The sequence below is a fragment of the Streptodolium elevatio genome (assembly GCF_053592165.1).
Genome location: NZ_JBSFVE010000003.1, coordinates 166,492 through 189,845, shown reverse-complemented (window position 1 = coordinate 189,845; position 23,354 = coordinate 166,492). Strand labels below are relative to the sequence as shown.

The window sequence follows — 23,354 nt, the reverse complement described above, 5'->3', positions numbered from 1 at the left end:
GGGCGTGTCCCGTCCGACGCACATCCGGCGGGACACGCCCTGGTCCGGCGGGGTTCCGGCCGGGCCGGAAGTCCGGGCCAGCCGTCGGCGTCGCCCGCGTCGGCGCAGGCCCTGCGGGGCTCCCGGCGGCGCTGGCGTTAGCCTGCGGGGATGGGCTCAGAACGGATCACGATCGTGCTGACCGGTGACGAGGCGCTGGTGCTCGCGGACTGGCTGCGCCGGTCGGACGCGGACGACGCGGTCCGCGTGCCGGTCGCGCAGGTCCTCGACGCGGTGGAGCGTCGCATGGGGTCGGCGGAGGAGACCGCGGAGCAGGTGCGCGCGGCGCGCGACCGGCTCGCGGCGGAGCGGTAGGGCCCGGACGGCGCGGGTTAGCCTGGCGGAATCGACCGGGTGGAAGGCGCAGGTCCATGGCACGAGCTCAGGTCAATTCCGACCACGACGGCGGCGCCGACCTCTATCTGGAGCTTGCTCCCACCGGGCCACGGCGCGCGGCCCTCGCGGCCGCGCTGCGGGAGGCGGTGCGGTCGGGGCGGCTGGCTCCCGGGACGCGCCTGCCGCCGTACCGCGCCCTTGCCGTCGATCTCGGGGTCGCGCGCAACACCGTGGCCGACGCGTACGCGGAACTCGTCGCCGAAGGGTGGCTGACCGCACGCCAGGGGTCCGGGACGCGTGTTGCGGAACGAGCGGCCGCCGTACGACATCGGGCCGCCCGGAAGGCCGTCGGCGGGCAGGCGGCGCAAGCCACGCACAATCTGCGCCAAGGGCAGCCCGACGCGGCGTCGTTCCCGCGTACCGCATGGATCGCCTCGGTACGCCGGGCCGTCGTCGCGGCGCCGACGGACGCGTTCGGGCCCGGAGATCCGCAGGGGCGACCGGAGCTTCGGCACGCACTCGCGGACTACTTGGCGCGCGTGCGCGGCGTACGGACCGCGCCCGAGCACATCGTCGTCTGCTCCGGCTTCGCCCATGGACTGCGGCTGCTCTTCGAGGGCGGAGTGCTGCCGGGGCCGCTCGCGGTCGAGCCGTACGGGCTGCCGTTCCATCGCGGCATCCTGGCGCACGCCGGAGTACGCACGGTCGCGCTCGGACTCGACGAGCGCGGCGCCCGCACCGATCGACTGGCGGTCGATCCCGCGACCACCGCACGGCACGGGCCGCGCTCCGTACTGCTCACCCCTGCCCACCAGTTCCCGGTGGGTGGCCCGCTGCACTCCGCTCGCCGCAGTGCGGCGGTGGACTGGGCGCGGACGCGCGCGGGAGTGGTGCTGGAGGACGACTACGACGGCGAGTTCCGCTACGACCGCGAACCGGTGGGCGCGATACAGGGGTTGGACCCCGAGCACGTCGTGTACATGGGGTCGGCCGGCAAGAGCCTGTCCCCGGCGATCCGACTGGGCTGGATGGCGCTGCCGCCGCGCCTCGTGGACGGCGTACTCGCGGCCAAAGGGCTACGCGAGGCGTGGGCGGGTGTGGGGGACCAACTCGCCCTGGCCGACTTCATCGAGTCCGGGCAGTACGACGCGCACATTCGGCGCATGCGCAGGCGCTACCGCACGCGCCGAACCCAACTCGTCGCCGCGCTGGCCGAACGCGCCCCGCACATCACCGTCACCGGCATCGCGGCCGGACTGCACGCCGTACTGCGCCTGCCGCCGGGGACCGAGGCGCCGACGGTCGCCGCGGCCACGCGGATGGGCATCGCCCTGGACGGCCTTGCCCTCTTCCGCCACCCGGAGAGCCCGGAGCCCCACGTCGACGGCCTGGTGGTCGGGTACGCCACCCCGCCCGACCACCGTTACCAGGCCGCCCTCGACGCGCTGTGCCTCGCGCTGCCCCCGCAACCGGACCCGGGCACCGGCGGCCCGGCCTGACCGGGGTACCGGAGGCTGACGGGGTGTCATGAAGGGTTCGCCAACAGGCTCACGTCGGCGCCGAACGCACAAATGCGTTGTGCCGCCCGGGGAGCGGGCGGCACAACGCGTTCGGGTCGGTCAGACGTGGGCCACAGGGCGGGACTTCGGCTCTGTCGGGGCCCGGTGCTCGGCGATCGACCGTGTCGCCGGCTTGCGGAGGCCGAGGGCCACCAGGGCAGTTGCGCCGATCCCCGCCGCGGCGATGAAGACCGCCGTACGCAGGCCGTCGGTCGTCGCCGAGCGCAGGGCCTCACCGCCGAGGCCGTCCAGGCCCGAGTTGGCCACCGCGACCAGCAGCGCGAGGCCGACCGCGCCGCCGACCTGCTGGCTCGTGGACGCGACGCCCGAGGCGATGCCCTGGTCCTCCGCCGCGACACCCAGCGCGGCGGCACCGAACATCAGTGTGTAGCCCGCGCCTTGGCCGACGCCCAGCACGATCAGGCCCGGGATCAGTGCGGCATACGACGCGTCCGTCGCCATCGTCGCACCGACGACCACCGCTCCGACACCGCCGACGACCAGGGACAGGACCATGATCGGGCGGATGCCGTACCGCGTCGCGAGCCGGCCGGCGGACTGCGAGCCGATCGCAATCGCGACCATCGGCACCAGGAACGCCAGACCCGTGGTCAGTGCGTCGTAGCCGTGCACGCCTTGGAAGTACACGGTCAGGAAGTACAGCAGCGTGCCGAAGGTGCCCATGTAGAGGAACGTCACGACCGCGCCCACGCTCAGGTTGCGGTTGCGGAACAGGCGGAGCGGCAACAGCGGGTCGGCGCTGCGGAGTTCGACGGCGACGAAGGCGGCGAGCAGGACGGCGCCGGCAGCCGAGGCGGCCACCACCGACGGCGATCCCCAGCCCGACTCCGGGCCCTGGACGAGCGCGAAGACCACCGCGGTGACACCGATCGTCGAGGTCAGCGCCCCCGCCAGGTCGAACGAACGGCCCTTGGCGCGCGGTGCGTCCGGGGCTATCAACCAGAAGGCCAGCACGGCCGCCAGACCCGCGAGCGGCACGTTGACGAAGAAGACCGACTCCCACCCGAACGCGTCCGTCAGCACGCCGCCGAGCAGCGAGCCGAGGATCATCCCGCTGCCGCCCGCGGTGCCCCACACCGCGAACGCCCGGTTCCGCTCCCGCCCTTCGGCGAAGCTCGTGGACACCAGCGTGAGTGTCGCGGGGAAGAGGAACGCGCCGCCGACACCTTGGACCGCGCGAGCCGCGATCAGCGTGCCGGGGGAGGCGGCCATCCCGCCGAGCAGGGACGAGACCGCGTACAGGCCGAGACCGAGGGCGAACATCCGGCGCGGGCCGAAGAGGTCGCTCGCCCGGCCGCCGAGGAGGAGGAAGCCGCCGAAGGCGACGGCGTACGCGCTGATCACCCATTGCAGGTTCTGCGCCGAGAAGCCCAGGCCCGAGCCGATCTCGGGCAGCGCGACGTACACGATGTTGTAGTCGATCGAGATGATCAGCTGCGCGAACGCGAGCAGGGCCAGGGTGAGTCCGAGGCGGCGGCGCGGAGGCGCGGTGACGTCTGGCGAGGGCGGTCGGTTCGAGGGCATGGCAAAGCCTGCTTTCGGGGAAGGCGGGGGAGGGGTACGCGGCGGGAGGACCGCGCGGCAATCGGCGGGCCCGCACCCGGGTGTGGTGGTGGGCCCGGGCGCGGGGGCGGCTGTGCAGGCCGGGGCGGTCGACGCGGAGGCCGGGCAAAGCCGCGGCTCAGCGCTCGGTGAGCGCCTTCTGCCACACCGGGCTCTCGAAGTAGTGGTTGTCGTACAGCTCCGAGCTGTCGCGGATGTCCTGCACCGTGGCCTCGCCGCGATAGACGCGCTCCAGCAGGCGGTAGTAGTCGAAGCGGTGCAGGCCCGGCGTGAACACGACCAGCATCTCGGCCTCGGTGCCCGGCGCCGGGGCGAACGCGTGCGGAACGGTCGGCGGGACGGTCAGGAAGTCGCCCTTGCCGAGCAGCACGACCTCGTCCCGGACCAGGATCCGCATCGTGCCTTCGAGCACGAAGAACATCTCGGTCGCCTTGGTGTGGAAGTGCGCGGGGGCGCCCGGCGAGCCCTTCTCGAACGTCGCCTTGTTGGCGGTCAGCGCCCCGCCCGTGGCCCCCGCGTCGGCGAGCAGCGTGATGAGGCTGGTCGCGCCGTCCTGGATGGCTTCGGCGTTCTCGGCGCGGACGAGGACCGGGTTCGCGGCGGGGGTGTTCGCGGCGGCAGAGGTGTTCGCGGAGGTGTTCATTTCTTGGCTCCTGTGCAGGTGGGCCGGGGTTTCGGCCGGTCCGTCCGGTGCTGACGGACAAGAATCTATGCGGTGGAAAGACCTGTCATATGGTGCATTCAATGCCCAGTTTCATGGGTCAATTCGGGATGCCCCGAACACCGTGGCCGACCCCTGCTCCGGCTCCCGATCAACGTCCGGCAAAAGATCGCCCGCGCCCCTCGCCGTCGCGCCCAACCCGCCAGTAACGTCCCGCCACATGCAGGCCACCGAACCGCGCGATCCCGCGGAACCCGACGCGCTGTCCGCCCCCGGGCCGGAGGCCGTACGCCGGGCCCGGCTCGCCGTCCTGGCCTGCTTCCTCATCCAAGGCGCGTCGTTCGCGGTCCTGGTCACCCGCGTCCCCGCCATCCAGGACCGCTACCACCTCGGCGACGGCGCGCTCACGATCGTCCTCTCCCTGGTTCCGATCGTCGCCGGCGTCGGCAGCCTGCTCGCCGAGAAGCTCGCCGCGCGGTACGGCAGCCACCACGTCCTGCGGACCGCCCAGCCCGTCGTCTGCGCCTCGGTCCTCGGCGTGGGAGCGGGCGACGCGGTGTGGCAACTGGCTTCTGTACTGGTCGTGTTCGCGCTTGCCCTCGGCGCGGTGGACGCGACCATGAACATGCAGGCCATCGGCATCCAGGCACGCCAAGGCCGCAGCGTCATGAACGGCTTCCACGCCGCCTGGAGCCTCGGCGGCATCGCCGGCGCGGGCCTGGCCACGTTCGCCGACCACAAAGACGTGGCCCTCGTCGTCATGTACGCCCTCAGCGCCGCCATCACCGCCCCCGCCGCGCTGCTCATCGGACGCCACTACCTGCCGACCGCGACCACCACCGAAACGGCGACGGCGACCCAACCCGAAACCGCGGCGGCAACCGCCCCCAAAACGGCGGCCGCAACCGCAAACGAGAGCGGCTCCGCCGCCAAAACCACCCCCACCCTCCCCTGGCGCACCATCTTCCCCCTGTGCGCCGTCATGGCCTTCGTCTACATCGGCGACTCCGCCGTCTCCTCCTGGGGCGCGGTCTACGCCGAGAAGGCCCAGGACATGGACGACAACACGGCCCTCCCGTACCTCGTCTACATGGTCACCGCACTCCTCGGCCGCGGCCTCGGCGACCTGGGCGTACGCCGTTGGGGCGCGCTACCCGTCGTGCGCGCCGGCGCGCTCACCGCGGCCGCCGGATTCGCCGCCGTCGTCGCCGCACCGAACCCCGCGGTCGCGCTCGCCGGATTCACCGTCCTCGGCCTCGGCATAAGCGTCCTCGTCCCGCAGACGTTCGCCGCCGGCGCCGAGACCAGCCCCGACGACCGCGACACCGCGATCGCCCGCCTCAACCTCTTCAACTACGCGGGATTCCTCATCGGCACCCCGCTCGTCGGAGTCGTCGGCGACCTCGCCGGCTTCCGCGCCGCGATGGCGGTGCCGCTCGTCCTGGTGCTCGCGATCCTCCCTCTGGCGCGCGCGTTCGCGCCCCAGGGTGAAGCCGGTCACGGCATAGGCCGCCGGACGGGGTCCGGGCGGTAGCCTCCAGCCATGAGTCAAGCCGTACAACTCCTTTGGGACAACCGGATGACCGGGTACGACTTCGGCTCCTGGCACCCCATGAAGCCGATCAGGCTCCAGCTCACCATCGACCTGATCCGCGCGTACGGCCTCGACGCCGGGGACGGCCTGGACATCGTCGCGCCGACCGTCGCCAGCGACGAGCAGCTGCGGCTCGTGCACACCGCCGACTACATCGCCGCCGTACGCGCCGCCGCCGCCGACCCCGCCTGCGCGGACGTCTCGTGCGGCCTCGGCACCGACGACACCCCCGCCTTCCGCAACATGCACGAGGTGTCGGCGCTCATCGCGGGCGGCTCGCTCGCCGCCGCCGACGCCGTGTGGCGCGGCGAAGCCCCGCACGCCGTCAACTTCGCCGGCGGGCTGCACCACGCGATGCCCGGAGCCGCCGCCGGGTTCTGCGTCTACAACGACGCCGCCCTCGCCGTCGCCCGGCTGCTCGAACTCGGCGCGGAGCGCGTGGTGTACGTCGACATCGACGTCCACCACGGCGACGGCGTGCAGACCGCGTTCTGGAACGACCCGCGCGTACTGACCATTTCGCTGCACGAGAGCCCGCGCTTCCTCTACCCGGGCACCGGCTTCCCCGACGAGACCGGCGGCCCCGACGCCGAGGGGTACGCCGTCAACGTCGCCCTCCCGCCCGGTGTCGCCGACGCCAAGTGGCTGCGCGCCTTCGACGCCGTCGTGCCCCCGCTCGTCGAGGCCTTCCGGCCGCAGGCGATGGTCACGCAGCACGGCGCCGACACACACGTCGAGGACCCGCTGGCGCACCTCGCGCTGACCGTCGACGCGCAGCGGCTCGCCGCCGTCGCGCTGCACGGCCTCGCGCACCGGTACTGCGACGGACGCTGGATCGCCACCGGCGGGGGAGGGTACGCCGCCACCGATGTGGTCCCGCGTACCTGGACCCACCTCGTCGCCGAAGCCGCGCACGCGCCGATCGACCCCGAGTCGGAACTGCCGTTCGAGTGGCGCGAGCAGGTCCGCATCATGACCGGCGACCAGGGGCCGTTCCGCATGACCGACGGCGGCACCCCTTCGTTCCGGCCGTTCTCGGCGGGCTACGACCCGGCCGACCGGCTCGACCAGGCCGTGCTGGCGACCCGCCGCGCGGTCTTCCCGGCCCACGGCATCGAACCGCTGTACGACCTCTGACGCCGCATCGCGCCGCCGCACCCGGTCGGCCGCCTCACCACGACGAAACGGCAGGTGGACGTGACGGAAGTGAGCCACGGCAAGGTCCCCGACCGCGCGCAGTTGCGCGCTCACCTGGTGCGCGCCCGGATCGCCGGTGACGTCGCCACCCCGCGCGAGAACAACCTGCGGCACTTCCGCCTGATGAGCGAGCGGCACCCGGCCTACCTCTTCGGCCTCGAACCGGACGGCACCTGGACCCCGGAGGAGGTCCTCGCGCTGATGGTCCGCCGTTGCGGAGTCGTGGCGGACCCCGCCCACCTCAACGGCCAGGACACCATCGACCCGGACCTGACGATCGCGGCCCTGGACGACTACGCCGACCGCCTCGCCCTCGCCGGCCGACGCCGCGAGCGCGTCGTCGTCGCGACGGGTCACCCGGACGGGCTGCTGGACTACTACCGGGCGCTGGCGCGCGCGCTGCGCGAGGCCGGGTGTACGCTCCTGCGCCCCGCGCGCGACTGGACGTACAAGACACCGGCCTCCGAAGGGGCCAAGGCCCGTTCGATCGACTACCGCGGCCCCGTGGCCGTCGTCGTGGACGACGTCGGCGAGCCCAGGCACACGCACTCCGCGCGGCCGATACGGGCCATGCTCGCGAGCATCGTCGACGACGGCGGCGAACTCCCGGACCTGGTCGTCGGCGACCACGGCTGGGCGGGCGGCGCGGGCCAGGCCGGCGTCGACGCGATCGGCTTCGCGGACTGCAACGACCCGGCACTTTTCGTCGGCGCGGAGGAGGGCAGCGTGGTCGCGGCGGTTCCGCTCGACGACAACGTGCAGCCCCATCTGTACCGTCCGCTGCTGGCGTACGTACTGGATAGGGCGGGACTGTCCTGAAACAAGCCGGATGGGCGAAACGGGACGGATAACTGCTCCTCTTCCCCACTGGTACCACCCGCCACTACCCTGAAAGGACGCACGTGCGTGTGGATGTCACCGGAGGGGAAGCCGGTGCCCGTCGCGTGCTGAATGGTTCAGGTGCGGCATGGCTTCTGCAGATCGGCCTCTGAACGAGGTCAATTTTCTGACCGTGGCCGAAGTGGCTGCGGTGATGCGGGTGTCCAAGATGACCGTGTACCGGTTGGTACACAGTGGCGAGATGCCCGCCATCAGGGTTGGACGGTCCTTCCGGGTTCCGGAGCAGGCTGTCCACGACTATTTGCGGGACTCGTACGTAGAGACCGCATAGCGCCGCGCAGGCGCGCGGCACGACCGGAGTACGGCAGTCAGCCGGCCCCGGGCGCCCGCATGGCACGATGTGCGCCCGGGCACTGCCGTGGGACAACTCCCGAACAGTGCGCTCACACGTCCGAGGGCTCCTCATTTCGGGGCGCCCGGGAACGGCGAGTAGGCTAGGGCCAGACGTGCGGGCTGACTCGGCTCCGCGCAGTGGAATGCGCCCCCGCGGCTTGCGGTGGGCGGTCCGTTCTCTCCGCGCAGGCGGGGTCGTCCGTATGTACACGTGAGCGAGGGTTTCCGTGGGCTCTGTCATCAAGAAGCGTCGTAAGCGCATGGCGAAGAAGAAGCACCGCAAGCTGCTGAAGCGGACGCGAGTCCAGCGTCGCAACAAGAAGTAGCCGACGCCGACCCGCGCTCGCGGGTTGCTGCCGTGCTTTCGATGCCCCGCGCACGCGGGGGTCTTCTTTGGCGCTCCCCGTGCACGCGGGGTCTTTGAGCGCGGTCCCTGTTCAGGCCGCCGCCCCCGCCGTCACGGCGTGAGGCGGCGGCCTGACGTGCTTGCGGAGGTCCGCCGTCCGCGGCGCGGCACTCCGCCACCTGGAGGGTTTCGATCCTCCGTACGGTGTGAACGACTGGTTAACCCTGTCGTGGCCGGTCCCGACAGGTGTCGGTGACTACTAGGTTGAGACCGTGACCCGACGTACCCGGCCCGGCGTACCCGGCCGTGCTCCGGGCGCGGTCCGACCGAATCGGGGTGATCGGGGGTGAAGGCACCGATGAGCAAGGTCGTGCTGGTGACCGGGGTGACCCGGGACCTCGGCAGCCGCTATGCGCGCATGATCCTGCGCACTCCCGGGATCGAGCGCGTGATCGGCGTCGACGCGGTCGAGCCGCGCCACGAGCTGGACGGCGTCGAGTTCGTGCACGCCGACATCCGCAACCCGATGATCGCCAAGGTCGTCGCGCAGGCCTCCGTCGACACCGTCGTACACCTCAGCCCCGCCGAGACCCCGCCGAGCGGGTACGCGGGGACCTCGACGTCGGCCAAGGAGACCAACGTCATCGGCACCATGCAGCTGCTCGCCGCGTGCCAGAAGGCACCGTCGGTGCGCAGCCTCGTGGTCCGCTCGACGACCGCGGTGTACGGCGCCTCGCCGCGCGACCCGGCGATCTTCGAAGAGGACATGGAGCCGCGCGTACCGCCGACCTCCGGGTGGGCCAAGGACGCCGTCGAAGTCGAGGGGTACGTACGCGGCTTCGCGCGCCGGCGCCCCGACGTCCCGGTGACCGTCCTGCGGTTCGCGCCGATCCTCGGCCCGACCATCGAGTCGCCGATGGCCGACTACTTCGGCCTGATGCTGCTGCCCACCGTGCTGGGCTACGACCCGAGGCTGCAGTTCCTGCACGAGGAGGACGCGCTCGACGCGCTGCGCGTGGCGATGGCCGCCGGCGAGCCGGGCACGTACAACATCGCCGCCGACGGCATTCTGCTGCTGTCGCAGGCCGCCCGGCGGCTCGGTCGGCCGGTGGTGCCGGTGCCGTCACCCGCGATCGGGGTGGTGAGCCAGGGGCTGCGCGGCGTCGGGTCGGTCAACCTGTCCGCCGAGCAGATCCGGCTGCTGACCCACGGGCGCGTGGTCGACACCACCCGGGCGCGCGAGCGCCTGGGGTTCGCGCCCCGGCGTACCACCGCGGAGACCTTCGAGGATTTCGCGCGCGGCCGAGGGCTGCGCGGGTTGCTCGACCCGGAGCGCGTCGGCGGCGTTCCCGACCGCATCGCGTCCCTACTGCTCACCAGAAGGAGTCCCGATGGGTGACGCCCGGATCATCCCGTTCGACGGATCCGCGGGCGGCTCGCGGGGTCCGGCCGGCCGGGGGGCCCGTCGGCAGAACCGCACTCCGCGCCAGGGCGCGGCGCCGGGCGGGAACGAGGCGTACGAGGACGACATCCCGGTCCGGGAGCGCCGCCGCACCGGCCGCTCCGGCGCACGTGCGAACGTGCGCGCGATCGGTGCCGTCCCCGAGCCCGACGGCGATTCGTCCGCCCGGCGCGACGGGGGTGCCGCCCCCGGCGGTGGCACCGGCCTCGGCGCGCTGGCGGGTGCGCTGGGCGGGCTGGTCGGCGGGGCCGCACGCGGCCTGGCCGACGGGCTTGCCGGGCCGGGGTGGGAGGACAAGGCCGCCGACCGCCTGGCGTTCGTGCGGCGGCGGATCACCGGCGACTACGAGGTGGACGAGTTCGGCTTCGACGAGGAGCTGACCGACGCGCTGATCATGTCGCTGCTGCGGCCGCTGTACGAGAAGTACTTCCGCGTCGAAGTGCGCGGCATGGAGCACATCCCCGACAAGGGCGGCGCGCTCATCGTCGCGAACCACTCCGGGACGCTGCCGCTCGACGCGCTCATGACGCAGGTGGCGGTGCACGACCACCACCCCGAGTCGCGGAACCTGCGGCTGCTGGCCGCCGACCTCGTCTTCCAGATGCCGCTGGTGGGCCAGGTCGCACGCAAGAGCGGGCACACGCTGGCACATCCCGCGGACGCCGAACGGCTGCTGTCGCACGGCGAGTTGGTGGGCGTCTGGCCGGAGGGCTACAAGGGGCTCGGCAAGCCGTTCAAGGACCGGTACAAGCTCCAGCGGTTCGGGCGCGGCGGGTTCGTGTCGTCCGCGCTTCGCACCGGGGTGCCGATCGTGCCGTGCTCGATCGTGGGTGCCGAGGAGATATACCCCATGATCGGGAACGTGCGGACGCTGGCGCGGCTGCTGGGTTTGCCGTACTTCCCGGTGACGCCGACGTTCCCGCTGCTCGGGCCGCTGGGTCTGCTGCCGCTGCCGACGCGCTGGCACATCGAGTTCGGCGAGCCGATCCGCACCGACTCGTACCCGTCGCAGACGGCCGACGACCCGATGGTGGTGTTCAACCTGACGGACGAGGTGCGCGAGACGATCCAGCACACGATTTACCGGGTGCTGATGCAGCGGCGCTCGGTGTTCTTCTGAGTCCTTCCGAGTCCGGGCGGATCCGTGCGGGTCCGCCCGCTCGGCCGAACAAATGACGGTGCCCCGGCCTTCGCGGCCGGGGCACCGTCATTTGTCGTTCGGATGAATCAGGTCGTCCAGGGTCTTGCGGTCGTTCAGCTGTGCAGTTGTGCGGTGTTCCGAGGACTATTCCCCGTCCGGAGCCTGCGGGGCGCCGCCGATGGTGATGCCGATGCCCGGAAGACCGGGCAGCAGCGGCGGGACGTTCAGCCCCACGGGAGGCAGCACCGGCGCCGGGACGTCGACGCCCACCGGGCTCGGGCTCTGCGAGGGAGGCGAGCCCGAGTCGGTCTTCGTCGGCTCCAGCAGCGGCACGTTGACGTGTGGCAGCAGACCGGCGGTCGACGTCGCGGCCGGCGTCGGCGAAGTGCCGTTGCCGGGAGCGCCGGTGGCGGCCTGCCCGACCACCGGCGGGACGATCCCGACGACGCCCGGCAGCGCGGCGGGCGCCTGCGGCAGCCCCCCGGGCAGTGCGGGGCCGACGGTACTCGGCGGGTTGCGCTTGCCGGGTCCGACCGGGAGGGCGGAGTCCATCTCGCCGGCGTCGTCCGGGGCGAGCGCCCCCGGGATCGGCGAGACCTGCTTGCGGATGTCGTACAGCAGCTGCCAGACCATGTCGCGCTCGACGGCCACTTCGCCGGGGAGCCGGTCGGCCATGCGCTCCATGCGTTCGGTGCCCGACTTCGCGAACTGCGCGAGGTCCTTCATCGGGCCGACCTTGGTCTGGTTGTCCTGGTAGGACTCGGTCAGGAGGGCACGCCCCCGTGCCGTCTCCTCCCGCGCGTCGTCGAGCACGCTGCGCAGGTGGCCGATGGTGCTCTTGCCGATCGCACCGCCGCCCTCGCGGTCGAGCAGCCGCTCCGCCTCGGCCAGCCGGGTGCGGGCCTGTTCGAGGTAGCGCTCGCCGCGTTCGCGGTCGGAGCCGGCCATCGAGATCTGGATGTCCTCGACGGCCCGCTTGACGTTGTACGTCATGTCGCCGGGCAGAGCGTCGGAGCTGGCGACCGCGATGCCGCCGAGGCCGCCGGCCGTGATGACCAGTGCGCTGCCCGCCACGGCACACCGCCTGCGCCAGCGGACGGCGCGCGGCTTGGGGACGGGGGCGGGGCGCCGGTGCGCGCCGCGCGGTGCCGGGACGGATGCCGCCGCGGCCGGGAGCGCGGACGCCTCGTCGAGCAGTCTGCCGCGCAGGGCCGCCCGGAAGTCGGCGGTCGGAGTGGGGCCTGCCGCCGCCTCGTCGTGCAGCTTGGCCGCGGTCCGCAGAGCCGCGGCGACCACCTCGTCCCCCTGGCCGTCCCCGTGGGTCGCCCCCCGGCTCGGCGCGGGGCCGGATCCCATCTGTTCCAGCTGTTCCAGTGCCTCGGCGAAGGCCAACACACGTCGCCGGTCCACAACCGCGATGCTCACGGGCCGCACCTCCTCTCCCCGGATGCCCGTCCAGGGACGTCTACGGGTCGGGGGCCGTGATTCGGCTCCCCGCCGCGCCGCGCCCCCGAGGGGCGCGCTATCTGGGAGAACGAGCCGAGGCCCCCGGGGGTTACGGAAGTGTGATTCACCGCACGTCCTCCGGGAGCAGCCGGGCGAGGGTGCGGACCGCGCGGTACTGGAGGGTTTTGATGGCGCCCTCGTTCTTGCCCATGATGCGGGCGGTCTCCGCGACGGACAGGCCTTGCAGGAAGCGCAGGGTGACGCACTCCTGCTGCTGCGGGTTGAGGCGGCGTACGGCGTCGAGCAGCGCGGCGTTGGACAGCGATTCGAGCACGCAGTCCTCGGGACTGGGCTCGACCTCGTTGGCGTCGAGCATTTCGCCGGTGGTCACTTCGAGGCGGAACCGGCTGGACTTGAAGTGGTCGGCGACGAGGTTGCGCGCGATGGTCACGAGCCAGGCCCCGAAATCGCGGCCTTGCCACGTGAACGTGCCGATGCGGCGCAGCGCGCGCAGGAACGTCTCGCTGGTGAGGTCCTCGGCGATGGCCCGGCCGCCCACCCGGTAGTAGATGTAGCGGTACACCGTGTCGAGGTAGTTGTCGTACAACTGGGCGAACGCCTCGCCGTCCCCGTCCTGGGCGAGTTCGACCAGGGCCATGATGCGGCCCGCCTCGCCCTCGCGCGCGGTGCCGTAGCCCGACGACCCTCGGGCCGGGCGGGCGGGTTCGGTGGTGCCGGTACGGGCGGTGCGGCCGGCCACACCGGTGTACGCGCGTTCGCGGCGGGCGGGCCCGGTGTCCGCGACGGCGGCGAGAACGAGGTGGTTGGGCCAGGGGTCGAGCGCGGCGACCACCGCCGCCCGAAGCGTCGCCAGCCCGGTCACGTCAACCCGGACGATTCGGTGCACGGGACTCCCTGTTGCGTCGGCATCATCATCGGCGTCATGACTTACTGTGCGGGGACGATCACCCATCGTAGGGACAATGGGGACTGCTGTGCGCCGATCGAGAATAACGCTTAGTAAAGGAAGGGATACCAAGTGTGCTCATCGGCGATGCGAAGCTACCCGCATGGCCAGCCGAAGTGTGCTGTTTGGGCCATTCCCGGGACGCGGTGACCGCCGAGTGCTATAAGCCGCACATCTCCGCGTGTTGGGCGTGTCAGGACATCGCGTGGCACGCGTGGACACGTGCGGACGCGCGCGAACGCCCCCGCGCGTCCGGGTCCGCGGAGCGGAACGCACGGGAGAGGTCACACGAAGGGGCCCGGTCGGCCGGACAGGTCACCCTGCCGAGTGCGGCCGACCGGCCGTGCGCGTCATTCGGCCAGGCGCGTGCCGTTCGGCCGCCCGCGTCGTTCGGCCACCGTGCCGTTCAGCCGAGTGCGGCCCGTCGGCGTACGGCCGTTCCCGCCACGAGCGCCCCGGCGACCGCGCCGATGCCGGCCGCCGCGGGGATGCCGATCTTGGCGGCCTTGCGTCCGGTGCGGTAGTCCTTGACGCGCCAGCCGTGTTCCCGGGCGTGGCGCCGCAGCTTCGCGTCCGGGTTCACCGCGCAGGGGTCGCCGACCAGCGACAGCATCGGGATGTCGTTCGACGAGTCGCTGTACGCCGAGCAGTCCGCGAGATCGAGGTTCTCGTGCGCGGCGAGTCCGCGCACCGCCTCGGCCTTCGCCTCGCCGTGCAGCAACTCGCCGACCAGGCGCCCCGTGTAGACCCCGTCGCACGTCTCGGAGACGGTGCCGAGCGCGCCGGTCAGGCCGAGGCGGCCGGCGATCGTCCTGGCGATCTCGATCGGTGCGGCGGTGACCAGCCAGACCTGCCGGTCGGCGTCGAGGTGCATCTGGGCGAGCGCGCGCGTGCCCGGCCAGATCTTGTCGGCCATGTACTCGTCGAAGATCTCCTCGCCCAGGGCGGTGACTTCGTCGATCGAGTGGCCCTTGACGAACGAAAGCGCGGTCTCCTGCGCGTCGCCCACGTGGCCCATGTGCTCGCCGCCGAGCCGGAAGCGGGCCTGCTGCCAGCCGAAGCGGGCGATGTCGCGCTTGTCGAAGAACCGCCGCGCGTACAGGCCGCGGGCGAGGTGGAAGATCGACGCGCCGCGCATCACGGTGTTGTCGAGGTCGAAGAACGCCGCCCCGAGGACGGGCGGTTCCTCCGGTCCGGCGGTGTCCGCGGCACCGTCCGCGACGCCGGTCGCGTCCGCGCTTGTGAGGTCTGGCGGGCCCGCCGCAGCCCCGTCCGCGCTGCCGTTGAGCGTGCGGTCCGCGCGTCCCGCTATGTCGCGGGCGGCTGCGTCGGGGTGCGCCGAGGCATGGGCGGCCGCTGCCGCGGCCTCACCCGCCGTGACGGCGCGCGTCAGGGAAACATTTCGGACACTCCGTCGCAGCAGAGCCATATCGCGAGCGTAACGGCCTCGCGTTGCGACTGTGTGGCGGCGCCGTGGCGGTCTGTCGTCAAGCTCGCGTAATGCTTCTGATCCGGAGGTGCCCGGTCCGCAACGTGCGCGTGATCAATGGGCAAACAAGCGACGGAGGCGTGGGCCGGACGGAGGACAATCGAAGAGTGAGTCTTTTCCGACGGCGGGGTGCCGCCACACCGTCCGAGCGCCGGGTGACCATGTTGAGTCGCCCGGGCTGCCACCTGTGCGACGACGCGCGCGCGGTGATCGTGCGTGTCACCGGCGAGTTGGGCGTGCCCTTCGAGGAGGTGGACATCACGACCGACGCGAAGTTGGAGGAGGAGTACCGCGAGCAGATCCCGGTGACGTTCGTCGACGGTCGCCAGCACGATTTCTGGCGGGTTGACGAACGGCGACTGCGTGCTGCCCTCGCGTGAGCACGGGGTCACCACTTGTGATCGACTTCACAGAACTTCGCGGGAACCGTCGCGTGATGCATGTCACGGCGTGTGCACAAAACGGACACCAGCTTTGTGCACACGTTCACAAAAGCCTAACCTGGCATTCCGAAACCGCAGGTCCCACCCACAGGAGCACCGTGGCTACAGGCCGTACCGAGCGACCGGCGCACCGGGGACGCGGTATTCCCGAGGCGACGGTGGCGCGGCTTCCTCTGTACCTCCGGGCGCTGAGCGCGCTCTCGGATCGCGGTGTCCCCACCGTGTCATCCGAGGAACTCGCCGCCGCCGCCGGGGTCAACTCCGCGAAGCTGCGCAAGGACCTGTCGTACCTGGGGTCGTACGGCACGCGCGGCGTCGGCTACGACGTCGAGTACCTCGTCTACCAGATCTCCCGCGAACTCGGTCTGACGCAGGACTGGCCGGTCGCGATCATCGGCATCGGAAACCTGGGCCACGCGCTCGCCAACTACGGCGGGTTCGCGTCGCGCGGCTTCCGGGTCGCGGCGCTGCTGGACGCCGACCGCGCCGTGGCGGGCCAGCGCATAGCCGGGATGGTCGTGCGGCACATGGACGACCTCGAGCAGATCGTGCGCGACGACCACGTCTCCATCGGGGTCATCACCACTCCCGCGCCTGCCGCGCAGGGGGTGTGCGACCGCCTCGTGGCGGCCGGAATCACGAGCATCCTGAACTTCGCCCCGACCGTCCTCTCCGTCCCAGAGGGCGTCGATGTGCGCAAGGTCGATCTGTCGATAGAGCTGCAGATCCTGGCCTTCCACGAGCAGCGCAAGTCCACCAGCGACGGCGCTGCCCCCAACCTTCCCCCCGCCGCACCCGGCGCCGCGGCCTCCCGGGCCGGCGACGTGGGCGGCGACCTGCCCGAGGTGATGCCGGCGTGAACGCCCGGAGCACGTACGTCTGTTGCCAGGGGGCGACATGAACGAGCGCAGCGAGCGGAACAGCAGAGGGATGCGTTTCGCGAATGCGGCACCCTCGCGTACCGAGGAGGCCGCATGAGCGTCCTCGTCGTGGGGCTCAGCCATCGCACGGCCCCGGTCAGCCTGTTGGAGCGCGTCGCCGTGGCCGGCGATGGCCAGGCCAAGCTGCTCCAGGACATGGCCGCCGCGGAGTCGGTCGCCGAGGCGTTCCTGCTGTCGACGTGCAACCGCGTCGAGCTGTACGCCGACGTCGACCGCTTCCACGGCGGCGTCTCCGACCTGTCCGGGCTGCTGGCCCGGCACACCGGCGTACCCCTCGAAGAGCTGACCCCCCACCTGTACGTGCACTACGAGGAGCGGGCGGTCCACCACCTGTTCTCCGTGGCGTGCGGCCTCGACTCGATGGTGATCGGCGAGGGCCAGATCCTCGGCCAGCTCAAGACCTCCCTCGCGCTCGCCCAGGAGTACGACACGGCGGGCCGTGTCCTCAACGACCTCGTGCAGCAGGCGCTGCGGGTCGGCAAGCGCGCGCACAGCGAGACCGACATCGACCGTGCCGGCCAGTCGCTGGTGACCGTCGGTCTCGAACAGGCCGAGCTGGTCGGCGGCCACGTCGGCGGCACCCGCACCCTCGTGGTCGGCGCCGGCTCGATGAGCGCGCTCGCCGCGACCACGCTGCAGCGCCAGGGCGCCGGCACGATCCTCATCACCAACCGCACGTACGAGCGCGCCGAGCACCTGGCCGACCAGGTCGGCGGCCGGGCCGTGCCGATGGCCGCCCTCCAGGACGCGCTGACCTCCGCCGACCTGGTGATCTCGTGCACCGGCGCGACCGGCCTGGTGGTCACCGCGGCCGACATCGAGGCGGTCCTCGAAGCCCGCCGCGAGCGCGGCGTCGACCGTCCGCTCGTGCTGATCGACCTGGCGCTGCCGCGCGACGTCGACGCGCGGGTGCGCGACATGGACGGCGTGCACCTGATCGACCTCGAAGTCCTCGCGGACGTCGGCACCGGCGCGCACGGCACCGTCGACGTCGACGTCGTGCGGCGCCTGGTCGGCGACGAGGTGGCCGAGTTCGCGGCCGCGCAGCGCGCGCAGGCGGTGACCCCGACCGTGGTCGCTCTACGCGCGATGGCCGCCGATGTGGTGCGCGGGGAGCTGGAGCGACTGGCCGGGCGTACCCCCGACCTGGGCGCGAAGGAGCGCGGCGAGGTCGAACTGACCATCCGCCGCATCGTGGACAAGCTGCTGCACGCGCCGACGGTGCGGGTCAAGCAGCTCGCGGGCGAGCCGGGCGGCGCGTCGTACGCCGAGGCGCTGCGCACGCTGTTCGACCTCGGCCCCGGCCCGATGGCCGCGGTCAGCCGTGCCGATGTCGGCGCGGACGCCGACATCGACGTCGCCCAGGTACTCGACGCGGATCTCTCGTCCGGTGCCTCCGCAGGAGAGGCAGGTGCGGCATGAGCGAGCGAATCGACAAGAAGGTGCGTTTCGCGGATGCGGCCGCCGTGCGAATCGAGGTGGCGGCATGAGCACGGAGACCGCCCTGCGCCTTGGCACCCGCCGCAGCGCGCTGGCCATGGCCCAGTCCGGCCATGTGGCCGAGCAGGTCACGAAGTTGACGGGTCGTCAGGTCGAGCTGGTGGAGATCACCACGTACGGCGACACCTCGCGCGAGCACCTGGCGCAGATCGGCGGCACGGGCGTCTTCGTCTCCGCGCTGCGCGACGCGCTCCTGGACGGGAGCATCGACTTCGCGGTCCACTCGCTCAAGGACCTGCCGACCGCGACGCCCGACGAGTTCGCGCTCGCCGCGGTGCCGCCGCGCCACGACCCGCGCGATGCCCTCGTGGCCCGCGACGGGCTGACGCTGGGCGAGCTGCCGGCCGGCTCGCGCATCGGCACCGGATCGCCGCGCCGGGCCGCGCAGTTGCTCGCGCTCGGCCTCGGCCACGAGATCGTGCCGATCCGCGGCAACGTCGACACCCGCATCGGGTACGTCACCTCCGGTGAGCTCGACGCGGTCGTCCTCGCCAAGGCGGGCCTGGCCCGCCTCGGCCGTGCGGACGAGGCCACCGAGGTTCTCGACCCGCTCCAAATGCTGCCGGCCCCCGGTCAGGGGGCTCTGGCCGTCGAGTGCAAGTCTTCGGACCCCGCACTCGTCGAACTGCTCGCCGTGCTCGACGACCCGGACACCCGGGCCGCCGTGCTCGCCGAGCGCATGCTGCTCGCCGAACTGGAGGCCGGTTGCTCGGCTCCGGTGGGCGCTCTCGCGGACGTGTCCGTGGGAGAGTCCGACGGCGAGGAGGTCACCGAGCTGTACCTGCGGGCGGTCGTCGCCAACGGCGACGGATCCCATAGCGTACGGTTGTCCGCCACCGGACCCCTGGACGAGGCGGCGTCTCTAGGCCGAGAGCTGGCCAAGGAGATGCTTGCCCGGGGTGCCGCCGGTCTTATGGGGGAGCGCGTCCCTTGAGCCCCAGAGCGAAGAAGAAGCCAAGCGGAACCGTCACCTTCGTCGGTGCGGGCCCCGGCGATCCCCGACTCCTGACCCTGCGCGCCGTCGAGGTGCTGGCCGAGGCCGACGTCGTCGTCGCCGACGCGGCCACGCGTGCCCAGGTGCTGTTCCACTGCCGTGCCGACGTCGAGGTCGTCGACCCCGCGGGTGCCGAGGACGGTGAGCCGCTCGCGGCCGCCGGCCGGGCGAAGCTGATCGTCACGGCGGCCCGTGCAGGCCGCGCCGTGGTGCGCACCGTGGACGGCGACCCGGTCGTGGACCACGGCGTCGTCGACGAGATCACCGCCGTCGCCAAGGCGAAGGTGCCGTTCGAGGTCGTCCCCGGGGTACCGGTGTCGACCGCGGTCCCGGCGTACGCCGGTGTGCCGCTGACCGGCCCCCGCGCGGGCGGCGGGGTACGCGTGCTCGACACCGCGGAGCCGTCCGTGGACTGGGCGACCGTCGGCGCGACCGACGGCACGCTCGTGCTGCGCGGCGCGGTGGACCAGATCGCCGAGATCGCGCAGGAGCTCGTCGCGGGCGGACGCAAGCCGGCCACCCCGGTGGCGGTGACGACCCAGGGCACGACGACCGAGCAGCGCACCATCTGCTCGACGCTGGCCGCGGTCGCCGCCGACCTCAAGGCCGCGCGCGTCACGCTCCCGGCCGTCATAGTCGTCGGCGAGGTCGTGGGCCAGCGGGACATCCTGTCCTGGTTCGAGACCAAGCCGCTCTTCGGCTGGCGGGTCCTGGTGCCGCGCACCAAGGAGCAGTCGGCCTCGCTGTCCGAGCAGTTGCGCTCGTACGGTGCGGTGCCGCACGAGGTGCCGACCATCGCGGTCGAGCCGCCGCGTACCCCGCAGCAGATGGAGCGGGCCATCAAGGGCCTGGTCACCGGTCGCTACGAGTGGGTCGCGTTCACCTCGACCAACGCGGTCAAGGCGGTACGCGAGCGCTTCGAGGAGTACGGGCTCGACGCGCGCGCCTTCGCGGGCATCAAGGTGGCCGCGGTCGGCGAGCAGACCGCCCGCGCGCTCATCGACTTCGGCGTCAAGCCGGACCTGGTGCCGTCGGGCGAGCAGTCCGCGGCCGGGCTCCTGGAGGACTGGCCGCCGTACGACCCGGTCTTCGACCCGATCGACCGCGTCTTCCTGCCGCGCGCCGACATCGCCACCGAGACACTGGTGGCCGGTCTGGTGGAACTCGGCTGGGAGGTCGACGACGTCACGGCCTACCGCACCGTCCGGGCGGCGCCCCCGCCCGCGGACACCCGCGAGGCGATCAAGGGCGGCGGCTTCGACGCCGTGCTCTTCACGTCGTCCTCGACGGTCCGCAACCTGGTCGGCATCGCGGGCAAGCCGCACGCGGTGACGGTCATCGCGTGCATCGGCTCGGCGACCGCCAAGACCGCGGAGGAGCACGGCCTGCGGGTCGACGTGATGGCCCCCGAGCCGTCGGTCGCCGCCCTCGCCGAGGCCCTCGCGGAATTCGGCGCGGCCCGCCGCGCCTCACTCATCGAAGCAGGCGAACCGGTGACGAAGCCCAGCGAGCGCCGTCCCGGATCGCGGAGGAAGGCGAAGTAACCCATGTCTGACGCGCTGTCAGGGTCCGGCGGGTTCCCTCTGGTTCGACCGAGGAGGCTGCGCCGGACCCCGGCGGTGCGCCGACTGGTCGCGGAGACCCGGCTGCACCCGGCCGACCTGATCCTGCCGCTCTTCGTACGCGAGGGCGCCACCGAGCCGGTGCCGATCTCCTCGATGCCCGGCGTCGTCCAGCACACCCGCGACACGCTGCGCAAAGCCGCTCACGAGGCCGTCTCGGCCGGTGTGGGCGGCTTGATGCTGTTCGGGATCCCGTCGGCGAAGGACGCCTGCGGCAGCGCCGGCACCGACCCGGACGGGATCCTCCAGGTCGCCTTGCGCGACGTCGCGGCCGAAGTCGGCGACGACACGGTGATCATGTCGGACCTGTGCCTCGACGAGTTCACCGACCACGGCCACTGCGGCGTGCTGCGCGAGGACGGCACCGTCGACAACGACGCCACCCTCGACCGGTACGCCGAGATGGCCGTCGTGCAGGCCGAGGCGGGCGCCCACATGCTCGGCCCGAGCGGCATGATGGACGGTCAGGTCGCGCACGTACGCCGGGCGTTGGACGCCGCCGGCCACACGGACGTGTCGATCCTCGCGTACAGCGCCAAGTACGCGAGCGGCTTCTACGGCCCCTTCCGCGAGGCCGTCGAGTCCACGCTGCAGGGCGACCGCATGAGCTACCAGCAGGACCCGGCCAACGCCGACGAGTCCCTGCGCGAGGTGCTGCTCGACATCGCCGAGGGCGCCGACATGGTGATGGTGAAGCCCGCGATGTCATACCTCGACATCGTGCGGCGCATCGCCGACGAGGTCCATGTCCCGGTCGCCGCGTACCAGGTGAGCGGCGAGTACGCGATGGTCGAGGCCGCCGCCGCCAACGGCTGGATCGACCGCGACCGGGTGATCCTGGAGACCCTCACCGGCATCCGCCGCGCGGGCGCGACCAGCATCCTCACCTACTGGGCCGCCGAGGTCGCGCGCAAGCTCCGCTGACCCGCGAGCCGCCACGGGCGTGCGTCACAAGCTGCTTCGAGCCGCGCGTCGCGCGCCTAGGACGGCGAACCGTGCCGCGCGACAATGCGCCGAACGTAAAGAACACCCTTGACTATGAGGTTGCGGGTGTCCCACTGTGCAGTCGTTTTCCTATCATGCGAAACGCTCCTGTAGGACGACGAAGGATCGGGCGACCGCATGACGGACGGGATCCGAGGATCATGGTTCCGGGACAGGCGAAACCTCCGGTGGAGCGCGCAGCAGACGGACCTTGACTCCCAGGTCCTGAGAGACGCCCTGCACACGGCAGTCGGCGGAGTGCGGCGGGTATTGCGGGACACCCCGCCCGAGTGGCGGGCGAGCGCGGCCTACAGCCGCGTGCTCTGCCAACTCGCGGGGCACGGCGTGGTGGTCGGCCTGCGCGATGGACTGCTGGACGTACCCGTGCAGTTGCCCCGGCCCCCGGACCACGGGCAGGCCTGGGCCTCCCGTACGATCCTGCACCGCATGGTGCGCGAGCTGGCGATCGACGAGGCCCTGCGCGGGCTGCTCGGCGACCTGTCGGACGTCGTCGGCGACGACGGGCTCGACGAGGTGATGGCCGAGGCGGGTCTCCTGGGGGCCGACACGGTGTGGCGTACCCGGGTCGCCGAACCCCTGGAAAAACTGGACGCGTTGTGGGCCACTGCCACGCGCGCGGTGCTGTGCCGCGAACCGTCCGGCGAACTCCTCTGGCAACTCGACATGTTGCTGCCGTCCTCGGTGGGCGTGAGTGCGGTGCCAAAGTCGCCGGGTGACCACCTGGAGGCCCTGCATGCCCGGGTCACCGAAGGGGACATCGCCTGGGGTTCCATCGAAGGCCCTTATGAACAAGGGAAGTTGAGCGCGGCGCTGGTCGACGGGCAGGCCCCGGCGGCGACCGCGGAGAACCCGTGGCTGACGAACGCCACCGCGGCCGCGGACATCTCCGTCGCGTCGACGGGTGCCACGGAGCCCGCGCACTTGCCGGTTGCGGCGGACCAAGCGGTTCCGGCGGATCAGGCCGGTCCGTGCTCGGCGACCGCCGCCGCCACAGGGGTCGTGGCGCTCTTCTGGGACTGGACGCGGGGGCTGTGCCTGCGCCTGCACGCGTGCGTGGTCTCGGGTCTCATGCCCGTCGCGGCGTCGATCTACTGGGAGGCCGTGGCGCGGGCACTGGCTCTGTTCGCCCCCGCTGCCCCCGCGGCACCTGCCCCCGCTACCGTCACCGCCACTTCCGCCGCCCCCGCCGCCCCCGCCGCCCCCGCCGCTCCCGTCGACGAACGCGCCGAAGCCGAGACGCCGCTGCCCCTCCCGGCCCCGCGTGCTGCTTCCGTCGACGTTCTCGCCGGCGATGTTCCCGTTGGCGACGTACCCGCTGCCGACCTTCCCGCAGGCGGCCCGGCTGCCGTCGACACCGCTGCCGTCGGCCCGGCTGCCGTCGACCCGGCCGTCGTCGACGCTCCGTCCGTCCGCATCCCCGCCGTCGGGACCCCGGCCGCGCCCCGGTTGGTCGATCCCTTCCCGTCGGCGCCGCCCGCGTCCGCTCCGACGCCGCCGGAGAAGGATCGAACACCACTGCCCGCGAAGGGAGTTCCGGCACCCGCCGAAGCGGCGGCGCCGTCCGGACCGCCGAGGCCGACCGCCGAGGTGCATGCGCCCGAGACCGCCGGATCGCGTTTGTCCGTCCCGGACTCGGCATCGGTGAACACGGACCTCCGGGACATGATCGACACGATTGCCCGGACCATGTCCCCGATCGCCGCCGCGGCCGACCGGTCCCGGCGCTCGGTCCGCCGGGCGTGACGGCGGCGTGACAACCGGCGGCGAGCCGAGTGTCGCCGCCGACCGCGGTACG

Annotated in this window: 21 protein-coding genes; 16 read left to right on the top strand and 5 right to left on the bottom strand. The window is 72.3% G+C overall.

What is annotated here, in order from left to right:
* Positions 1-150: 150 nt before the first annotated feature.
* A complete protein-coding gene (locus ACWD12_RS08415; protein ID WP_358350023.1) occupies positions 151-354 on the top strand; it encodes a hypothetical protein in 204 nt (67 codons plus the stop codon).
* A gap of 56 nt (positions 355-410) precedes the next feature.
* Complete coding sequence (gene pdxR / locus ACWD12_RS08410; RefSeq protein ID WP_450098884.1) at positions 411-1,874, top strand: MocR-like pyridoxine biosynthesis transcription factor PdxR; 1,464 nt, start codon at positions 411-413, stop codon at positions 1,872-1,874.
* Between the two features lie 120 nt (positions 1,875-1,994).
* On the opposite strand, the gene ACWD12_RS08405 is transcribed toward pdxR, so the two are convergent.
* A complete protein-coding gene (locus ACWD12_RS08405) occupies positions 1,995-3,479 on the bottom strand; it encodes an MFS transporter (RefSeq protein ID WP_450098883.1) in 1,485 nt (494 codons plus the stop codon).
* Positions 3,480-3,636: 157 nt separating this feature from the next.
* On the bottom strand, positions 3,637-4,161 hold the full coding sequence (locus tag ACWD12_RS08400) for a cupin domain-containing protein (RefSeq protein ID WP_358350014.1): 525 nt from the start codon (positions 4,159-4,161) through the stop codon (positions 3,637-3,639).
* Positions 4,162-4,399: 238 nt separating this feature from the next.
* On the opposite strand from ACWD12_RS08400, the gene ACWD12_RS08395 reads away from it, so the two are divergent.
* From ACWD12_RS08395 to ACWD12_RS08365, 7 genes are all read left to right on the top strand, one after another.
* On the top strand, positions 4,400-5,713 hold the full coding sequence (locus ACWD12_RS08395) for an MFS transporter (RefSeq protein WP_450098882.1): 1,314 nt from the start codon (positions 4,400-4,402) through the stop codon (positions 5,711-5,713).
* A gap of 9 nt (positions 5,714-5,722) precedes the next feature.
* Positions 5,723-6,910 (top strand): acetoin utilization protein AcuC, encoded by a 1,188-nt coding sequence (locus ACWD12_RS08390; RefSeq protein WP_450098881.1) that lies wholly within the window; start codon positions 5,723-5,725, stop codon positions 6,908-6,910.
* 60 nt (positions 6,911-6,970) lie between these two features.
* Positions 6,971-7,789 (top strand): phosphatase, encoded by an 819-nt coding sequence (locus tag ACWD12_RS08385; RefSeq protein WP_358350006.1) that lies wholly within the window; start codon positions 6,971-6,973, stop codon positions 7,787-7,789.
* A 148-nt stretch (positions 7,790-7,937) separates the two neighbouring features.
* Positions 7,938-8,141, top strand: a complete 204-nt coding sequence (locus tag ACWD12_RS08380) for a helix-turn-helix domain-containing protein (protein WP_358350004.1) — start codon at positions 7,938-7,940, stop codon at positions 8,139-8,141.
* A 289-nt stretch (positions 8,142-8,430) separates the two neighbouring features.
* Complete coding sequence (locus ACWD12_RS08375) at positions 8,431-8,529, top strand: 30S ribosomal protein bS22 (protein WP_003948845.1); 99 nt, start codon at positions 8,431-8,433, stop codon at positions 8,527-8,529.
* Between the two features lie 378 nt (positions 8,530-8,907).
* On the top strand, positions 8,908-9,948 hold the full coding sequence (locus tag ACWD12_RS08370) for an NAD-dependent epimerase/dehydratase family protein (protein ID WP_450098880.1): 1,041 nt from the start codon (positions 8,908-8,910) through the stop codon (positions 9,946-9,948).
* Positions 9,941-11,131 carry a lysophospholipid acyltransferase family protein gene (locus ACWD12_RS08365; RefSeq protein WP_450098879.1) on the top strand — a complete coding sequence of 397 codons (1,191 nt, stop codon included), beginning with the start codon at positions 9,941-9,943 and terminating at the stop codon, positions 11,129-11,131. Before ACWD12_RS08370 ends, ACWD12_RS08365 begins: the two co-directional genes overlap by 8 nt.
* A gap of 165 nt (positions 11,132-11,296) precedes the next feature.
* Here the strand turns inward: ACWD12_RS08365 and ACWD12_RS08360 are convergent, their stop codons facing one another.
* The 3 genes from ACWD12_RS08360 to ACWD12_RS08350 form a co-directional block, all read right to left on the bottom strand.
* Positions 11,297-12,577: a DUF5667 domain-containing protein gene (locus ACWD12_RS08360; RefSeq protein WP_450098878.1), complete on the bottom strand. Its 1,281-nt coding sequence runs from the start codon at positions 12,575-12,577 to the stop codon at positions 11,297-11,299.
* Positions 12,578-12,722: 145 nt separating this feature from the next.
* Positions 12,723-13,505, bottom strand: a complete 783-nt coding sequence (locus tag ACWD12_RS08355) for an ECF subfamily RNA polymerase sigma factor, BldN family (RefSeq protein WP_450098877.1) — start codon at positions 13,503-13,505, stop codon at positions 12,723-12,725.
* A 466-nt stretch (positions 13,506-13,971) separates the two neighbouring features.
* A complete protein-coding gene (locus tag ACWD12_RS08350; protein WP_358361462.1) occupies positions 13,972-14,994 on the bottom strand; it encodes an HAD family hydrolase in 1,023 nt (340 codons plus the stop codon).
* 167 nt (positions 14,995-15,161) lie between these two features.
* Here ACWD12_RS08350 and ACWD12_RS08345 point away from each other — a divergent pair, with 167 nt between their 5' ends.
* From ACWD12_RS08345 to ACWD12_RS08315, 7 genes are all read left to right on the top strand, one after another.
* Positions 15,162-15,434: a glutaredoxin family protein gene (locus ACWD12_RS08345; protein ID WP_358361464.1), complete on the top strand. Its 273-nt coding sequence runs from the start codon at positions 15,162-15,164 to the stop codon at positions 15,432-15,434.
* A 161-nt stretch (positions 15,435-15,595) separates the two neighbouring features.
* Positions 15,596-16,357 (top strand): redox-sensing transcriptional repressor Rex, encoded by a 762-nt coding sequence (locus ACWD12_RS08340; protein ID WP_450098876.1) that lies wholly within the window; start codon positions 15,596-15,598, stop codon positions 16,355-16,357.
* A gap of 114 nt (positions 16,358-16,471) precedes the next feature.
* Positions 16,472-17,860, top strand: coding sequence for a glutamyl-tRNA reductase (locus ACWD12_RS08335; protein ID WP_450098875.1), 1,389 nt, complete (start codon positions 16,472-16,474; stop codon positions 17,858-17,860).
* Positions 17,861-17,924: 64 nt separating this feature from the next.
* On the top strand, positions 17,925-18,872 hold the full coding sequence (gene hemC, locus ACWD12_RS08330) for a hydroxymethylbilane synthase (RefSeq protein WP_450098874.1): 948 nt from the start codon (positions 17,925-17,927) through the stop codon (positions 18,870-18,872).
* A complete protein-coding gene (locus tag ACWD12_RS08325) occupies positions 18,869-20,476 on the top strand; it encodes a bifunctional uroporphyrinogen-III C-methyltransferase/uroporphyrinogen-III synthase (RefSeq protein ID WP_358361473.1) in 1,608 nt (535 codons plus the stop codon). The genes hemC and ACWD12_RS08325 overlap by 4 nt, the downstream gene beginning before the upstream one ends.
* Positions 20,477-20,479: 3 nt before the next feature.
* Positions 20,480-21,478: a porphobilinogen synthase gene (hemB, locus tag ACWD12_RS08320; protein WP_435839166.1), complete on the top strand. Its 999-nt coding sequence runs from the start codon at positions 20,480-20,482 to the stop codon at positions 21,476-21,478.
* A 330-nt stretch (positions 21,479-21,808) separates the two neighbouring features.
* The gene (locus tag ACWD12_RS08315; RefSeq protein ID WP_450098873.1) at positions 21,809-23,302 is read left to right on the top strand and encodes a hypothetical protein; all 1,494 of its coding nucleotides are present in this window, start codon (positions 21,809-21,811) and stop codon (positions 23,300-23,302) included.
* Positions 23,303-23,354: the final 52 nt, after the last annotated feature.

Bases quoted from the DNA above. Each gene is read 5' to 3' on its own strand.
- ACWD12_RS08415 (WP_358350023.1), top strand. From the start codon at position 151: ATGGGCTCAGAACGGATCACGATCGTGCTGACCGGTGACGAGGCGCTG.
- pdxR (WP_450098884.1), top strand. From the start codon at position 411: ATGGCACGAGCTCAGGTCAATTCCGACCACGACGGCGGCGCCGACCTC.
- ACWD12_RS08405 (WP_450098883.1), bottom strand. From the start codon at position 3,479: ATGCCCTCGAACCGACCGCCCTCGCCAGACGTCACCGCGCCTCCGCGC.
- ACWD12_RS08400 (WP_358350014.1), bottom strand. From the start codon at position 4,161: ATGAACACCTCCGCGAACACCTCTGCCGCCGCGAACACCCCCGCCGCG.
- ACWD12_RS08395 (WP_450098882.1), top strand. From the start codon at position 4,400: ATGCAGGCCACCGAACCGCGCGATCCCGCGGAACCCGACGCGCTGTCC.
- ACWD12_RS08390 (WP_450098881.1), top strand. From the start codon at position 5,723: ATGAGTCAAGCCGTACAACTCCTTTGGGACAACCGGATGACCGGGTAC.
- ACWD12_RS08380 (WP_358350004.1), top strand. From the start codon at position 7,938: ATGGCTTCTGCAGATCGGCCTCTGAACGAGGTCAATTTTCTGACCGTG.
- ACWD12_RS08370 (WP_450098880.1), top strand. From the start codon at position 8,908: ATGAGCAAGGTCGTGCTGGTGACCGGGGTGACCCGGGACCTCGGCAGC.
- ACWD12_RS08365 (WP_450098879.1), top strand. From the start codon at position 9,941: ATGGGTGACGCCCGGATCATCCCGTTCGACGGATCCGCGGGCGGCTCG.
- ACWD12_RS08350 (WP_358361462.1), bottom strand. From the start codon at position 14,994: ATGGCTCTGCTGCGACGGAGTGTCCGAAATGTTTCCCTGACGCGCGCC.
- ACWD12_RS08335 (WP_450098875.1), top strand. From the start codon at position 16,472: ATGAGCGTCCTCGTCGTGGGGCTCAGCCATCGCACGGCCCCGGTCAGC.
- hemC (WP_450098874.1), top strand. From the start codon at position 17,925: ATGAGCACGGAGACCGCCCTGCGCCTTGGCACCCGCCGCAGCGCGCTG.
- hemB (WP_435839166.1), top strand. From the start codon at position 20,480: ATGTCTGACGCGCTGTCAGGGTCCGGCGGGTTCCCTCTGGTTCGACCG.